Annotated in this window: 13 protein-coding genes; 3 read left to right on the forward strand and 10 right to left on the reverse strand. The window is 71.8% G+C overall.

What is annotated here, in order from left to right; genetic code table 11:
- Positions 1 to 18: 18 nt before the first annotated feature.
- Positions 19 to 1,494 carry an AMP nucleosidase gene (locus GVN67_RS01130; protein WP_159992421.1) on the forward strand — a complete coding sequence of 492 codons (1,476 nt, stop codon included), beginning with the start codon at positions 19 to 21 and terminating at the stop codon, positions 1,492 to 1,494.
- 7 nt (positions 1,495 to 1,501) lie between these two features.
- Here the strand turns inward: GVN67_RS01130 and GVN67_RS01135 are convergent, their stop codons facing one another.
- The 7 genes from GVN67_RS01135 to GVN67_RS01165 all read right to left on the reverse strand — a co-directional run bounded on the left by GVN67_RS01135 (position 1,502) and on the right by GVN67_RS01165 (position 7,764).
- The gene (locus GVN67_RS01135; RefSeq protein ID WP_159992422.1) at positions 1,502 to 2,425 is read right to left on the reverse strand and encodes a manganese catalase family protein; all 924 of its coding nucleotides are present in this window, start codon (positions 2,423 to 2,425) and stop codon (positions 1,502 to 1,504) included.
- 58 nt (positions 2,426 to 2,483) lie between these two features.
- Positions 2,484 to 2,924 carry a ferritin-like domain-containing protein gene (locus GVN67_RS01140; protein WP_159992423.1) on the reverse strand — a complete coding sequence of 147 codons (441 nt, stop codon included), beginning with the start codon at positions 2,922 to 2,924 and terminating at the stop codon, positions 2,484 to 2,486.
- 142 nt (positions 2,925 to 3,066) lie between these two features.
- Positions 3,067 to 3,789, reverse strand: coding sequence for a PIG-L deacetylase family protein (locus GVN67_RS01145; protein ID WP_235034893.1), 723 nt, complete (start codon positions 3,787 to 3,789; stop codon positions 3,067 to 3,069).
- Complete coding sequence (locus tag GVN67_RS01150; RefSeq protein ID WP_159992424.1) at positions 3,783 to 4,892, reverse strand: acyl-CoA dehydrogenase family protein; 1,110 nt, start codon at positions 4,890 to 4,892, stop codon at positions 3,783 to 3,785. Before GVN67_RS01150 ends, GVN67_RS01145 begins: the two co-directional genes overlap by 7 nt.
- 87 nt (positions 4,893 to 4,979) lie before the next feature.
- Positions 4,980 to 5,555, reverse strand: a complete 576-nt coding sequence (locus GVN67_RS01155) for a DUF1349 domain-containing protein (RefSeq protein WP_159992425.1) — start codon at positions 5,553 to 5,555, stop codon at positions 4,980 to 4,982.
- A gap of 84 nt (positions 5,556 to 5,639) precedes the next feature.
- Positions 5,640 to 6,815, reverse strand: a complete 1,176-nt coding sequence (locus GVN67_RS01160) for a YeeE/YedE family protein (protein ID WP_200845070.1) — start codon at positions 6,813 to 6,815, stop codon at positions 5,640 to 5,642.
- Positions 6,805 to 7,764 (reverse strand): sulfurtransferase, encoded by a 960-nt coding sequence (locus GVN67_RS01165; protein ID WP_159992426.1) that lies wholly within the window; start codon positions 7,762 to 7,764, stop codon positions 6,805 to 6,807. The genes GVN67_RS01160 and GVN67_RS01165 overlap by 11 nt, the downstream gene beginning before the upstream one ends.
- Positions 7,765 to 8,218: 454 nt before the next feature.
- Between GVN67_RS01165 and GVN67_RS01170 the strand changes: the two genes are divergently transcribed.
- The gene (locus tag GVN67_RS01170; protein WP_159992427.1) at positions 8,219 to 9,889 is read left to right on the forward strand and encodes a carboxylesterase/lipase family protein; all 1,671 of its coding nucleotides are present in this window, start codon (positions 8,219 to 8,221) and stop codon (positions 9,887 to 9,889) included.
- A 29-nt stretch (positions 9,890 to 9,918) separates the two neighbouring features.
- Positions 9,919 to 11,211, forward strand: a complete 1,293-nt coding sequence (locus GVN67_RS01175; protein WP_159992428.1) for an O-acetylhomoserine aminocarboxypropyltransferase/cysteine synthase family protein — start codon at positions 9,919 to 9,921, stop codon at positions 11,209 to 11,211.
- Positions 11,212 to 11,257: 46 nt separating this feature from the next.
- Here the strand turns inward: GVN67_RS01175 and GVN67_RS01180 are convergent, their stop codons facing one another.
- From GVN67_RS01180 to GVN67_RS01190, 3 genes are read right to left on the reverse strand one after another with little or no spacing between them, the layout of a single operon-like run.
- The gene (locus tag GVN67_RS01180; protein WP_159992429.1) at positions 11,258 to 13,249 is read right to left on the reverse strand and encodes an ABC transporter permease subunit; all 1,992 of its coding nucleotides are present in this window, start codon (positions 13,247 to 13,249) and stop codon (positions 11,258 to 11,260) included.
- A 4-nt stretch (positions 13,250 to 13,253) separates the two neighbouring features.
- Positions 13,254 to 14,291, reverse strand: coding sequence for an amino acid ABC transporter substrate-binding protein (locus tag GVN67_RS01185; protein ID WP_159992430.1), 1,038 nt, complete (start codon positions 14,289 to 14,291; stop codon positions 13,254 to 13,256).
- 2 nt (positions 14,292 to 14,293) lie between these two features.
- Positions 14,294 to 15,460: an aminotransferase class V-fold PLP-dependent enzyme gene (locus GVN67_RS01190; RefSeq protein WP_159992431.1), complete on the reverse strand. Its 1,167-nt coding sequence runs from the start codon at positions 15,458 to 15,460 to the stop codon at positions 14,294 to 14,296.
- Between the last annotated feature and the right edge of the window lie 87 nt (positions 15,461 to 15,547).

Raw genomic sequence — 15,547 nt, forward strand, 5'->3', positions numbered from 1 at the left:
CGGCCTATGATCGGCGGCATGAGCCGAGACCCTGCCGCCCTGCCCTGCGCCTCCGCCGAGGCCGCCGTCGACCGGCTGGAGGCCCTCTATGAGGCCGCTATCGCCGCCGAGCGCGCCGCGCTGGACCGTTTCATCGACCAGCGCATCCCGCCCACGCCCGAGGAACGGGCGCGCTTCCGCTATCCCGGGCTGTGGCTGCGCTGGGCGCCGGAAGGGCCGCCGCCGCAGACCCGCCGGGCCTGGGCCAAGCTGCAGGTTTCCGGCGACTATGCGACCACCATCACCCAGCCCGCCGCCTTCCGCGCCTATCTGCTCGAGCAGTTGCGCCCGCTGGTGGAGGAATACGGCGCGACGCTCGAGGTCGGGCCGAGCGACCAGGAGATCCCCTACCCCTATGTGCTCGAGGGCGGTGACGAGCTGGCGCGCGGCGGCGTCTCGGCGGCGGAGCTTGCGCGGCATTTTCCGGTGCCGATGCTCTCGGCGGTGGGCGACGAGGTGGCCGACGGGCTATGGCGGTTCCGCGACGGCGCGCCACGGCCCATGGCGCTGTTCGACGCGGCACGGGTGGACTACTCGCTGCGCCGGCTGCAGCACTACACCGGCACCGACTGGCGCAGCGTGCAGCCCTGGATCCTGCTGACCAACTACCAGCGCTATATCGGCCAGTTCGTCGACTGGGCCTTGGTCGAATTGAAGCGACCCGGCACCGACTATACCCGGCTGGTGCTGCCCGGCGGCGCCAGCATCACCCACGAGCATGACGCGGCGACCGCCGCCACGCTGGTCGCCGAGGCGCCGTGGCAGCGCTTCCAGATGCCGGCCTATCACCTGCTGCGCGGCGAGGGCCGCGACGGATTGACCATCGTCAATATCGGCGTCGGCCCGTCGAATGCCAAGACGATCAGCGACCATCTGGCGGTGACGCGGCCGCATTGCTGGCTGATGATCGGCCATTGCGGCGGGCTGCGGCAGAGCCAGGAGATCGGCGACTACGTGCTGGCGCATGGCTATCTGCGCCGCGACCGCATCCTCGACGACCTGCTGCCGCCGGAAATCCCGGTGCCGGCCCTGGCCGAGGTGCAGGTGGCACTTCAGCAGGCCGCGGCCGAGGTCACCGGCGAGGCGGGCGAGGCGCTGAAGCGGCGCCTGCGCACCGGCACGGTCGTTTCCTACGACGATCGCAACTGGGAGCTGCGCTGGTCGCAGGAGCGGTTGCGCATCAACCTCTCCCGCGCCATCGCCGTGGACATGGAAAGCGGCACGCTCGCCGCGCAGGGCTATCGGCTGCGGGTGCCCTACGGCACGCTGCTTTGCGTTTCCGACAAGCCGCTGCACGGCGAGATCAAGCTGCCGGGTGCTGCCACCGCATTCTATCAGCGCGCGGTCAGCGAGCACCTGGCGATCGGCATCGCCACCTTCGGCATCCTGCGGCAGCAACTGACGGCGCTGCATTCCCGCAAGCTGCGCGCTTTCGACGAGCCGCCGTTCCGCTGAGCGCGGATCAGCGCGACGCCTTGTACAGCTTGCTGGCGATTTCCATCATCTCCTCCGGCGCGTAATCCGGGGTGAAAGCGGAGGGAATGCCGCTGAGCTGATGGATCTTGCCGCCTTCCGGCAGGCCGTCGACCACTTCCAGCGCGCCCGGCGGATCGCCCGGCAGCGCCTGCTCGCCCTGGCCCCAGATGCCGGCGATCTCCTTGTAGTCGGCGGGGCTCCAGGTATAGAGCCGGCGATGCGAGCCTTCCTGCAGGTATTTCTGGCATTCGGGAATCTTGTCGAGCGGAATGTTCGGCGTCGGCAGGAACTTTTCCAGCTCGACCCCGGTGATCTGCTTCAGCGCCAGCGCATAGGCATGCGCATGCACGGAGCCGCGCACCAGCAGATAGCCGCAGACCTCGCGGCCGGTGGGATCGGTCAGCGTCTCGTAGACCCGCAGCTTGTGCAGCCGCGCGCCGCATTCCAGGTGGAAATTATGCAGCAGGTCGACCACCACATTGCCGGTGGTCGTCACCATGTCGGCATTCCACGACATCGAATTGCTGTTGACCGGCAAGGCGCCGCCGCCGGCCGAGGCGAAGCTGGCGAAGGAACGGATGTCCTTCATCGCCTCGAAGGGCGCGCCGGAGATATCGCCGCCATTCACCTCGTCATCGTCGTTGTCGGGCCCATTGGCCAGCATGGCGACGGCATGGCTGACCAGCTCGACATGGCCCATCTCCTCGGCGGTGATGCTGGCGACCAGGCTGTAGAAGGGGCGCAGCTTGCTCTTGCTGCGGAAGTTGAAGCTCTGGAACAGGTAGTTTCCCAGCGTCGACATCTCGCCATACTTGCCGCCCAGCAGCTCCTGCAGGGCGGCGGCGGCATTGGGGTCGGCACGGCGGGGCGCGGGCAGCTCGGTCTGCAGCTTGTCGATGCGCATAAACATGGGCTCGGTTGCCTCCTGGCATTGCAGCGGAAACGGGTCGCGCGGCACGCCGGACGTATCAGCCCGGATAGGCCATCCAGTCGCGATGGCGCAGCGCATCGGCCTGGGCGCGGCGAAACACCGCCTGCGCCTCGGGCGTCGCCGCCGGATGCTGCGCCGCGCGCTCATAGGCGATGGCGGTGTCATCCTCCTTGCCGCGCATGGCCGTGAGGATGGCGCCATCGCCGGCCAGCGCAGAAAGCGACGCCTGGCGCGCCGTCAGCGGCATCGTGGCGCTTCCCTCCGGCAGCGGCTGCCGCGGCAGCCGGTCGGCCAGCAGCGTCAGCGCGGCCAGGTGCCGGTCATGATCGGTGCGGAAGCTTGCCACGGCCGCACGGGCCACCGGATTGTCGAGCCGGGCCATGCCTTGGTCATAGGCGGCGATGGCATCCTGCTCGAGCAGCAAAAGGCTTTCGACGAGGCAGGGCAGGCCTGCTTCAGTGCCGACCATGATGGCCATGGCGTCGATCCCCGATGCGACGTGCTGACCTACCGGATGGAAGGGCGCGTGCTGTCAAGGAACCAGCGCGGCCGCCGCCAGTTCCACGCGGCGAAAGAAATAGACCGGCGGAGTTGCGATTTTCCGTAGAATATACCTCAGCTTAGCGCGACGGGCTGGCCTGGGCTTCCAGGTACAGCTCGGCCGGGCGGGCGGCGCGGGCCAGCATCGCGGCATCCAGCGCGAAGCCTTCGGGCAGGTCGCCCAGCTGCGAACGATGCGCCTGGATCGCCTGGGTCTTGGCCGGCAGCCAGGGCGCGATATCCAGCCAGGCGCCGCGCGGCGGCCCGGGCAGCGGCGTCTCGGGCGGCAGCGCATGGCCCCAGACCGCATAGGCCAGGTGGCGTCGCCCGGGTGGCAGCGCCGCCTGCATCGCCGCGCAGGCCTGATGGTCGCCATGCGGATCATGCGCCCAGGTCGCCAGCACCGTGCCCGCATCGATCGCCGTCGCCTCGGCCGCGATGCGCGCGACCGCTTCGGCAAAGGCCGGGCCGGCGCCGGGCACGCGGCTGTCGGGCAGGCCGAGGAACACCGCGCCATCGGCGACGCCGAGGCGGCGCAGCGCCTGCCGCGCCTCCGTCTCGCGCCGGGCCGGCAGCCCGACGGCGCGATGCGCAGGATGCGAGGCCGCGCCATCGGAGATGAAGACCACCCGCACCCGCCGCGCCGCCGCGACCGCCGCCGCGATCAGCCCGCCGCAGCCCAGGCTTTCGTCATCCGGATGCGGCGCCAGCACCAGCACGCCGCCCGGCGCCAGGATCTCGTCCAGCGACCGCGACGGCAAGGCCTCCGCCTGCGCCCAGAAACCGTCGGCGCGGATCACCACGGCAGCCGGTCCTGCCGCAGCAGCGTGGCGGCGCCGAGCTCCAGCGCGCGGTCCGGCGCCGGCTGGCGCAGATAGGTGGCCAGGTCGCGGGCGATGCGCTCGACCGGCGCCGGGCGCAGGAAGGCCATCAGCCCGATCGAGCGGTGCACCAGCTCCAGCAGCGTCAGCGCGGCCTGCTCGACGGCGCGGCGCGCCAGGTTCACCGCGGCGACCACGCCGGCGACGTCATGCGGCATGGCGCAGAGCCGGGCCGATTGCAGGATCCACAGCCGCGCCGTCTGCACCGCGATGGCAGCCTCGCCGAAACGCTGGCGCTGGGCGCGGTCCTCGTCGCGTGTCGTCTCCAGCAAATGCTGCCGCAGCAACGCCAGCAGCGCCGCCATGCCGCCGCCCTGCACCGCCAGGCAGCGCCAGGCGCCGGTGGAGAAGGCGGGCTCGCGCAGGTAATCGCCCGGCCCGCCGATCGGCGGCGGCGCCGGCATGCCGCTGAAATCGACGCGGCCGGTGGCCGAGGCCTGCATGCCCTGCGCCGTCCAGCCGGACAGGTCGGCGCCCTGCCCCGGCGCCATCGGCGGGATCAGCATGACCGCCCCCGCCGGCGTCGCCGCCGTCACCAGCGGCCGCGTCACATGCCCGGCGCCGGAGGCGAGAATTTTCGCGCCCTGCAGCCGATCCTGCAGCAGCCGCAACGGGTCCTGGCGATCGTCGGTGTTCCAGACGCCGAACAGCTCGCCGGCCGCCGCCGCCGCCGCGGCCTGGCGCTGCTGCGCCGTGCTGCCATGGCCCAGCACCAGCTGCAGCGCATTGACATGCCCTTCGTAGAGCCGGCCGAGCGGCAGGCTGCCCTCGCCGATCGCCATCAGCACTTCCGCCAGCAGCAGGTTTCCATCGACGCCCTCGCCGAGCCCGGCGCCGCCGAGCTCCGGCGGCAGCGGCGCCACCAGCAGGCCGGCCTGCGCCAGCGCCGCGACATCGGCGCTCGGAAAGGCCCCCGGCGTGTCGAGCGCGCCGGCCTGCAGCGCGGCCCCGGCGGCCACCGCCTGGGCGCCTTTGAGCAGGCGGACGGCTTCCGCCGCGGCCGGCAGATCCAGCAGTACATCCATCGGGGAGCATTTTCCTGCAGCCTGGCCGCGCCCGCCTGCCGGGCGCCCCAGCGGGGTAATGCCGCGCGGCCTGCGGACGTTGCGTCCTCAGGCCAGGTCGTGCAGGTCCCGGCTCAGCGGAGGCGTCACCGTGAAGTCGGAGAACAGCACCTCCAGCCCCCTCCCTTCCGGGCTGCAGGCCATCGGCCCGACCGCGCAGGGGCCCTCGCCCGGGAAGCCGCAGAGCCGCAGCAGCGGCCAGCGGCGCCCGTCGGCCGAGGCCTGCAGCCGCAGCACGCCACCCGCCAGCGTGGCGCGCAGCCAGAGCTCGCCGGCATCGCCGCGGAAGGCGCCGGTGGCCCAGTCGGAGCGGCCCAGCGTCAGCACGCTGCCCAGCAACGCCTCGCCATCCGACAGCTCGATCCCTGCCTTGATCCAGGCTGTCGGCCCCCGGCGCAGCATGATGCCCGCCTGGTCGTAGAGCGCCGCATAGCGGCCGCGGATGCGCAGCGTGGCGGTGAAATCACCCTCCATTGCGCGGCCGAAGAAATGCCCGCTGTCGCGGGTGAAGCCGTAATGCGTCTCCCGCCAGAAATCGCTGCCGGGGGCGGTGGTGACGCGCAGCCCCTCGGCGGTCACCGACCAGGCCGGCGGCGGGTTCAACCAGGCGCATTCCTCGAACATCTCTTTCGGTTCCTCCGGGCCCGGGATGGCCGGGAGGACTCTTCCCGAACCGGCGCCATGACTCAAGGCAGCGCGGCGCCGGCGTCAGACAGCCTTGGGGCGGGTCAGCCACAGCCCGCCCCAGACCGCCGCCAGCACCGCGGCGCCGAAGACCCAGCCCGACAGCGCCCCGGCCATGATGCCGGAGAGCAGCACGCCAATGGTGCAGCCCAGCGCCGTCATCGCCCCCCACCCCATCAGCACCCCGCCCAGCAGGCTTTGCGCCTGTTGCCGTGCGCTGCTGCGGGCGATGGAAAACTGCCCGGCCAGGCCCGCCGCCGCCAGCGAGGCCGCGACCAGCCCCAGCACGAAGACCAGGTTGCCGCCGACCGCGTCGGGCGCCGTGGCGCAGCCGGCGAAGCCGTCCAGCCCGCCGATGCGCGCCGGCAGCCAGCCCTGCGCCGTGCCGAGCCCGCGCGCGCCGCCGCCCAGCGCCGCGGTGACGCCCAGCGGCTCGTCGCGCAGATAGGCGACGGCGCCGAGCAGCCCGACCAGCACGCCGCCGCTCCAGGCCGGCCAGCGGGTGACGAAGATCGCGCGCAGCAGGCTCGCCGCATCCGGCGCGGCGGCTCGGGCGGGACGGGCCGGCAGGCGGCGCAGCAACGGCCAGGCGGCGACACCCAGCACGGCCAGCGCCAGCGCCGCGCTGCCGGCATAGCCCAGGTGATGCGGCAGCCAGACCACCGGCGCATCGCGCAGCGTCGTCTCGTACAACGAAGGCCAGCTCAGGAAGCCGAGCCCGAAGCCGATCGCAGCACCCAGCAGCGAGACCGGCGCGCGCGACGATCCTTCGCCCAGCCGGTAGAGATGGCCGGCGATGCAGGCGCCCGACAGCACCATGCCGAGGCCGAAGGACAGGCCCGCGACCACCAGCACCCAGGAGACCGGCCCGACATGCGCATCCGGCGGCAGGCCCGGCACCGCCGGATTGGGCAGCCAGTTGGTCAGCACCACGAGATAGCCGAGCAGCCCCGTGGCCAGCGCCGCCAGCACCGCGAGCAATCCACGCGGATCGCCGCCATGGACGAAATCCCGTGTCAGGCACAGCAGGCAAAAGCGGCCGCGCTGCATGGCGAGGCCGACCAGGCCGCCCAGGATCAGCGCCATCAGCGGCCCGGTGCCGCCGCGCACCAGGAACCACCAGATGGCGACCAACCCCGCCAGCCCGGCCGTGAGGCCGAGCAGGCGGGGGCTCCATCCGCCGAAGGCGTCAGCGCGCACCCCAGACCGTGCCGGCCAGGTTGTTCACCGGCACGCCGACGGCATTGCCGTATTCGGTCCAGGATCCGTCATACTGGCGAACCTCGTAGCCCAGCAGCTTGGACAGCACGAACCAGGAATGGCTGCTGCGCTCGCCGATGCGGCAATAGACGACGATCGGCTTGCTGCCATCGATGCCGACGGCGGCATAGAGGGCGCGCAGCTCCTCGACGCTCTTGAAGGTGCCGTCCGGCCGCACGGCCTGCACCCAGGGCACGTTCACCGCGCCCGGGATATGGCCGGCGCGGATGGCGAGCTCCGGCACGCCCGGCGGCGCGAAGATCTTGCCCGAGAATTCGTCCGGCGAGCGGATGTCGAGCAGCGCCTCGCTGCTGCGCTTCTCGGCGATGGCGACGGCGTCCGCCAGGCGCGCGCGCAGGCGGCTGTTCGGCTCAGCGGCGAGCGTCACGCTGCCGGCGCGCGGCGAGGCAGCGCGGGTGCTGACCTGGCGGCCCTCGGCCTCCCATTTGGCGCGGCCGCCATCGAGGATGCGCACGTCGCGCACGCGATAGATATCGAGCACCCAGGCGCCCCAGGCGGCGAACCAGTTGTTGTTGTCGCCATAGAGCACGACGGTGCTGTCCTGCTCGACGCCGGCGCGGCGCAGCAGCTCCTGGATCTGCTCGCGGCTGGCGATGTCGCGGCGCACGGTGTCGACCAGGTCGCGATGCCAGGACAGGTTGACGGCGCCGGGAATATGGCCGCGCTCGAACAGGCCGGGATTCACGCTGACCTCGAGCACCCGCACCTTGGGGTCCTGCAGCCGCTCGGCCAGCCAGGCGCTGTCGACGACGGGGCTGGGGCGGGATTGCGGGGCGACGGCCGGTGTCGGCGCCTGGGCCAGGGCGCCGGCCGGGGCGCCCAGCTGCAGCGCCAGGGCCGCCGCCGTCGCGAGAAGGATGCTGCGCATGAAAGGGATCCTCGTCAGAAGCTGGTTTCTCGTTGGGGGAGGGTTTTCCCGCGTGGCGCCGGGGCGGGGGCAGCGACCCGGTCGGGCGCCTCGCCCGGGTTCCTGCGCCTCGCCGCGCCGCCGCGGGCCCTCCGGCCGAATTCTTTCACGACTTTAATGTTTGTGGAAACGGTAAAATGCAGATTCGTGTCGCTGAATTTTTCTGACACCCCGCCGAACGCGCTATAAACGCGACTTAGGATCGTTGTTATTGGAAAGGCGCCATGGACAATGCGTGGAAATCGGCCATGATGCCGCTGCACGAGAAGCGCATCGGAGATCGGCAGCATGCCGCGTCACGCCCCGTTGGATTGCCCGCCTGAGCATGGCCGCCCGCCGGCGCCGTGTCGGCGCTGTCGCTGACCGGGTCTCGCCGTCCTTCCTGCCTCCTTCCGCTCCGCTTCAGGAGATGACCATGTCTCACCAGAACCCCGTGGCGCGCCACGGCCGGCGCGACCTGCTGCGCGCCGGCGCGACGCTCTCCGCCGCCGCGCTGATCGCAGGCGCAGGCTCGGCCCGCGCCCAGGCCGCCGCCCCTGTCGTCGCCACCACCGCCGGCCGGCTGCGCGGCGTGGCCAGCGGCGAGGCCTTCGCCTTCCGCGGCATCCCCTATGGCGCGGCAACCGGCGGCGCCCGCCGCTTCGCGCCGCCCGAGCCGCCGGCGCCCTGGCGCGGCATCCGTGATGCGACCACGCATGGCGCCTCGGCGCCGCAGCTGGCCGGCGCGGCGCCGCCCGCCGAATTCGCCTGGTACTGGTCAAGCGCCCCGCAGAGCGAGGATGCGCTGACGCTGGCCGTCTACACGCCCGATGCCAGCACGGCGCGCAAGCGGCCGGTGCTGCTCTGGCTGCATGGCGGCGCCTTCTCCTCCGGCGCCGGGACCTCGGCCGGCTTCGACGGCAGCTGGCTGGCCCGGCGACAGGATGTCGTCGTGGTCAGCATCAACCACCGGCTGAACCTGTTCGGCAGCTTCTTCACTGGCGAGGCGCAGGACGGCCTGCCGGAGGGCAGCGGCAACCTGGCGGTGCTCGACCAGATCGCCGCCCTCCGCTGGGTCCGCGATAATATTCTCTCATTTGGCGGCGATCCAGGGAACGTGACGATCTTTGGCCAGTCAGGGGGCGCGGCGAAGGTCGCGACGCTGCTGGCGGCGCCGGCGGCGCGCGGGCTGTTCCACCGCGCGGCGATCCAGAGCGCTTCCGGTGCCTGGCGGCTGGCGACACCCGAGAACGCGGCGCGCTCGGCACACGCGCTGCTGCAGGAATTCGGCTGGTCGGCGCGCGACGCGGCGCGGCTGCGCGAGGTGCCGGTCGATAAGCTGCTGGCGGCCTATGGCAAGGTCCTTGCGGCAAACGGTGGCATTGCCGAAATTCGCCCGACGCTGGATGGCGTCGTCTTCCCCCAGCATCCCTTCGATCCGGCAGCCAGCGATTTCAGCCGCGACATCCCGCTGCTGATCGGCACCACCACCCATGAGGCCACCTTCTTCCTGGCCAGCGACCCGCGCAATTTCGCGCTGACCGAGGCGCAGCTCGCCGCCCGGCTGCAGCGCTTCCTGCGCATCGACGCGGCGCGGACCCAGGCGGTGATCGCGGCCTATCGCCGCGTCACGCCTGCCGCCACGCCGAGCCAGCTGCTGATCGCCATCGCCGGCGACTACAACTATCGCCTGCCGACCGCGCTGCTGGCCGACCGCCAGGCGTTGCAGGCCAGCGCGCCGGTGCATGCCTATTCCTTCAACTGGACCGCGCCGGCGCGCGGCGGCGTGCTCGGCGCCCCGCATACCGGCGAGGTGCCTTTCATCTTCGGCACGCTGGAGGCCGCGCGCGCCCTGGTCGGCGAGGATCGCGGGCTGGAGACGCTGCGCGACAAGATCAGCGGCATCTGGGCCGGCTTCGCCCGCGACGGCCATCCGCGCGGCGCCGCCACGCCCGACTGGCAGGCCTATACGCCGACGCAGCGATGGGTCCAGGGTATCGGCCAGGACTGGCGCCCGCAGGGCGACCTGCTGGCCACGGCGCGGACCGCGCTCGGCGACCTGCCATCCTATGAATACAGCGTGCCGGTGACCTTCACCCGCGACTGAGCGCGACCAAGCCGCAACAGGAGAACGCCATGACCTATCGCAATCCGGAGACGCTGGCGCTGCATGCCGGCTGGCGACGCGACCCCGCCAGCAAGGCGGTCGCGGTGCCGATCTACCAGACCACCTCCTACCAGTTCGACGATGCCGGCCAGGCGGCGCGGCTTTTCGCCTTGCAGGAGCTGGGCAATATCTACACGCGCATCGGCAATCCGACGACGGATGTGCTGGAGCAGCGCATCGCGGCGTTGGAAGGCGGCGCCGCGGCGCTAGCCGTCGCCTCCGGCCAGGCGGCCTCGGCCTTCGCCGTGCAGAACCTGGCGCGGGTCGGCGACAATGTCGTGGCCTCCACCGATCTCTATGGCGGCACATGGAATCTTTTCGCCAACACGCTGAAGGACCAGGGCGTCGAGGTGCGCTTCGTCGACCCGCGCGACCCAGAGAATTTCCGCCGCGCGACTGATGACCGCACCCGCGCCTACTACGCCGAATCGCTGCCGAACCCGAAGCTGGAGGTCTTCCCGATCGCCGAGGTGGCGGCGATCGGCCGGCCGCTCGGCATCCCGCTGATCGTCGACAACACCGCGGCCCCGCTGCTGATCCGCCCGTTCGACCATGGCGCGGCCATCGTCGTGCATTCGCTGACGAAATTCATCGGCGGCCATGGCAACAGCATCGGCGGCATCATCGTCGATGGCGGCAATTTCCCCTGGGAAGACCACCCGGCGCGGCAACCGGCGCTGCACCAGCCCGACCCGTCCTATCACGGCGCGAAATGGGTGGAGGCGGCCAAGCCCCTCGGCCCCATCGCCTATGTGCTGAAGGCGCGCACCACGCTGCTGCGCGACCTTGGCGCCGCCCTCAGCCCCTTCAACGCCTTCCTGATCCTGCAAGGGGTGGAGACGCTGGCGCTGCGCATCCGCGAGCACAGCCGCAACGCCACGCTGGTCGCCGACTTCCTCGCCCAGCGCGGCGAAGTCGCCCGCGTCATCCATCCCGGCCATCACCAGGGCGAGGCGGCGGCGCGCAGCGCCAAGTATCTCACCCAGGGCCAGGGCGGGCTGGTCGGCTTCGAGCTGGCCGGCGGGCGCGAGGCCGGGGCGCGCTTCATCGACGCGCTGAAGCTGTTCTACCATGTCGCCAATATCGGCGATGCGCGCAGCCTGGCGATCCACCCCGCCAGCACCACGCATTCGCAGCTGACCGAGGCCGAGCAGCAGGCGACCGGCGTGACGCCGGGCTATGTGCGGCTGTCGATCGGGCTCGAGCATGCCGACGACATCCTGGCCGATCTCGACCAGGCGCTGAAGGCCGCCGCCGCCTGACACCCGGCCGCGCCGGCTGGGTCAAGGCGGCGCGGCTTCTCCTCCGTCAGTGTCTTGGAAGATCGTCAGCGCCGGCCGGCCGCGCCGGGCCATGCCGCAGCGCCTCGGCCAGCCGGGCCAGGGGAAAACACAGGCAGAAATAGGCGGCGGCCAGCAGCAGATAGGCCTCGGGCGCGGCGGCGCGCCATTGCGGCTCCTGCACCGCCAGCCGCAGCGTCGCGGTCAGGTCGAGCAGCCCGACCACCAGCACCAGCGAGGTGTCCTTCACCGTCGAGACGAAGACGTTGACGGTGGCCGGGAAGCCGATGCGCAGCGCTTGCGGCAGCTCGATCAGCAGCAGCGTCGCCGGCGCCGACAGGCCGAGGCTGCGCGCCGCCTCCGGCTGGCCCGGCGGCAGCGCCTGCAACGCGGCGCCGAGCACGACGGCGAGCTGCGCCGCGGTGACGCCGGCCAGCGCCACCAGCGCGCGCGCCAGCCGGCTGCCCCCCGCGCCAGGCGGCAGCAGCAGCGGCACCAGCAGGCTGGCGGCGAGCAGAAGCGCCACCACCGGCACGCTGCGGAACAGCGCGATGAACAGGCCGGCGGCGACGCGCAGCGGCAGGTGGCGTGACCGCTGGGCGAGCGCCAGCGGCAGCGCGGCCACCGCCCCCAGCGCCAGGGCCAGCGCCGCCAGGCCGAGCGTCAGCGGCAGCCCGCCCCAATCGGCATCCGACACCAGCCGCAGGACCCCGCCGCCGCGCATCAGCCAGATCCAGAGCGGTAGCAGCGCGACCCAGCCCAGCAGCAGCCGCCAGCGACCGCGCAGGGCCACCCAGCCGGTCGCCACGAGGCCGAGGCCCAGCAGCAGCGTGGCCAGAGCCGGGCGCCATTGCTCGGCCAGCGGATAGCTGCCGAAAAGGATCAGCCGGAACTTCTCGGCGAGCAACGCCCAGCAGGCGCCGGAAGCGGCCGCGCAGGCCTGCGCACCGCCGGTGAAGGCCGCCTGCGCCACGCCCCAATATCCAAGCGCGAGCAGCAGCAGCACGCCAGGAAGAAAGCCAACCGCGCGGCGCCATCCAGTGTCGCGCGGCAGCGGCGCTGGCATCGCCGGCTGCAGAGCGCTGCGTCCTTCATGACCCGCCAGCTTCAGCAGCGTCGCCAGAAAATAATTCAGCGCGAGATAGGCGAGGACGACGAGCAGCAGCCCCTCAAGCCCGCGGCCGGTCTGGTTGACGGCGATTCCGGTGACGCCGACCAGGTCCTGATAGCCGATCAGCAAGCCCAGCGAAGCGTTCTTGACGAGCTGCAGCACTTGCCAGCTGCCCGGCGCCAGGCTGAAGCCCAGCGCCTGCGGCAGGATGACGCGGCGCAGGCTGATCCGGCGCGGCAGGCCGAGCGCCGCCGCCGCTTCCGCCTGAACCGGTGGGACGGCTGCGATTCCCGCGCGCAGCACCTCCGCCAGATAGGCGGCGTGGAAGACGCCGAGGCCGAAGGCGAGGGCGCAGAATTCCGGGCTGAGCAGCAGCCCGCCCTCGATGTTGAAGCCCTGCAAGGCAGGAAATCGCAGCGCACCGGCTTCCCACCAGGGCAGCGCCAGGCCGCGATTGCTGAGGAACAGGCCGGGAAGCGGATTCCAGGCCAGGCGCGGCCCGGGCAGGTTCAGCAGCAGCCCGTACCAGAGGAACAGCTGCAGCGGCAGCGGCGTGTTGCGCAGCGGCTCGATCACCCAGGCCGCGAGCTGGCGCGGCAGCGGGGCGCGCGACAGCCGCGCCAATGCCAGCGGCAGGCTGAGCAGCAGCGCCAGCGCCACGCCGCAAAGCGCGACGCGCAGGGTATTGAGAAGGCCGGCCAGGATGGCGCGCCAGGCGCTGCTGTCGGGGGTCACCTCCAGCAGCCCCTCGGCCATGGCGAAGCCGGCGCGCGCGCCCAGGGCCGAGAAATCCAGCCGCAAGCCGCGACGGTCGAGCGCCGCCTGCAGCAGCCACCAGAGCAGGCCGAGCAGCAGCAGCCCGATGCCCGCCCCCAGCCAGGCGTCGCGGCGCGTCTGCCGCGGCGTCATGGCCTCACTGGATCGGCGGCGCGTAGAGCAGCCCCCCATCCCGCCACAGCGCATTCTGCCCGCGCTCCAGGGCCAGCGGCGTCGTCGGCCCCAGGTTGCGCGCGAAGATTTCGCCGTAATTGCCGACCTGGGCGATGACGTGCGCCGCCCACTCCTCGTTCAGGCCAAAGGCCTTGCCGATGCCGGGGGTGACGCCGAGCAGCCGCTTCACCTCCGGATTGGCCGAGGCGCGATCGGCCTGGACGGACGCGCTGCTGACGCCGAGCTCCTCGGCATTGACCAGCACGTTCAGCGTCCAGCGCGCGACCTGGAAGAAAGCGACATCATCGGCGCGCACCACCGGCGACAACGGCGACTTGTTGATGCGCTCGGGCAGGATGACAAAATCGGCCGGACGCGGCGCGCGGGCGGCGCGGCTGGCGGCCAGCGTCGAGGCATCCGACAGATAGACGTCGCAGCGCCCGGCATAGAAGGCGGCTTCCAGCTCCGGCAGGCTTTCGATCACCACCGAGCGATAGGCCAGCTTGTTGGCGGCAAAATAGTCAGCGAGATTCTGCTCGTTCACCGTGCCCGGCTGCACGCAGACCGTGGCGCCGCCGAGCTCCCGGGCTGTTTTCACGCCAAGCCGCGCCGGCACCATGAAGGCCTGGCCGTCATAGAAGATGGTGCCGACGAACAACAGGGAGAGCGGCCCGTCGCGGCCCGAGGTCCAGGTGGTGTTGCGCGACAGCACGTCGATTTCGCCGGCCTGCAGCACCGGGAAGCGCTGCGCCGAGCTCAGCGGCTGGAAGCGCACCTTGGCCGCGTCGCCCAGCACGGCGGCGGCCAGCGCGCGGCAGTAATCGGCATCCAGCCCGCGCCAGACACCCTGGCCATCCGGCAGCGACAGCCCGGCCGAGCCCTGGCTGACGCCGCAGACCAGCTCTCCGCGGGCACGGATCCGCTCGATGGTGGGGCTCGCCTCGGCGACCGTCGTGGCGGCCTGCAGCAAGGTGGCGCCGAGCAGCGCCAGGGCCGCGCGACGAAGAGAGGGAAGACGCATGATCACCTCGGGGTTGCGGCGCGGATCTCGGCCAGCGCCTGCAGCAGCGCGTCGACATCGCGCTCGTCGTTGTAGATGTGCAGGCCGATGCGCAGCCGGTCCTCGCGCGCGCTGACATGGATGTTCCGGGCGCGCAGCGTGGCGACGGCGGCGGCGGCGTCGAAGCCCTCGCCACCCAGCCCGATCAGATGCGCTGCCCGATGCGGCGCGGCGCGCAGGCCGATCCGTGCAGCACCTTCGGCCAGGCGGTCGGTCAGCTGCCGCAGCCGCGCCTCGATCACATCCACGCCGATGCCGCGCAGCAGGGCGATGCCGGCTGTGGTCATCGGCACGGTCATGAAATTGGCGCGCTCGCCCATGTCGTAGCGGCGCGCGCCGGCCATGAAGCGCAGCTCCCGCCCATAGCGGTTGCTCAGCGTGTCGGCGCCGCGCCGGCTGAAGGCATGCTCTTCCAACGGCCGGCCTTCCTGGCGATGCGGCGCGGCATAGAGCAGCGCCAAGCCATAGGGGCCGAGCAGCCACTTGTAGGTGGCGAAGGTCAGAAAGTCGGGCTGCACGCGGCGAACATCGAGCGGCCGGACGCCCACCGATTGCGTGCCGTCCAGCACCAGCGCGATGCCGCGGGCGCGCGCCGCGGCACCGATCGCCTCGAGGTCGAGCGTGGCACCATCGGTCCAATGCACCGGCGTCAGCGCCAGCACGGCGATGCGCGGGCCGGCCGCGTCGAGCCGGCGCAGCAGCGCCGCGCTCCAGTCGCCATCGGCCGGACGCGGCAATTCCTCGTGCATGGCGCCGGCATCTTCTGCCGCGCGGATCCAGGCGAAGAGCTGCGACGGATGCTCTTCCTGCAAGGTCAGCACCGCCTCGCCCGCCTGCAGCGGCAGGTTCGCCGCCGCCGTCGCGATGCCGTAGCTGGTGGCGGCGACCAGCGCGATGTCGCCAGGCGTCGCGCCGATCAAGGCGGCGGCCTCGGCGCGCAAGGCCTCGACCTCGTCGTAGAAGCTGGCGCGAGACAATTCCCAGGGGCGCGACTTGCGCGCCAGCCCGATCTCGCCGGCCTGGCGCACGGCATGCGGAATGGGCGTCATGAAGGCGGCATCGGCATAGATGCGGCCTTCCGGCAGGTCGAACAGCGCACGCCAATCGGCGGTCACGGCAGCGGTGGTCACGGTCCCGACTTTCAGGCGCACGGCAGCCGGCCGCGCCCAAGCCCGAACAGCGCATTTTCGGACGTGGTTAGCAAGGCATAATTCTGA

The organism is Roseomonas sp. 18066, assembly GCF_902706185.1.
GTDB lineage: Bacteria > Pseudomonadota > Alphaproteobacteria > Acetobacterales > Acetobacteraceae > Pseudoroseomonas.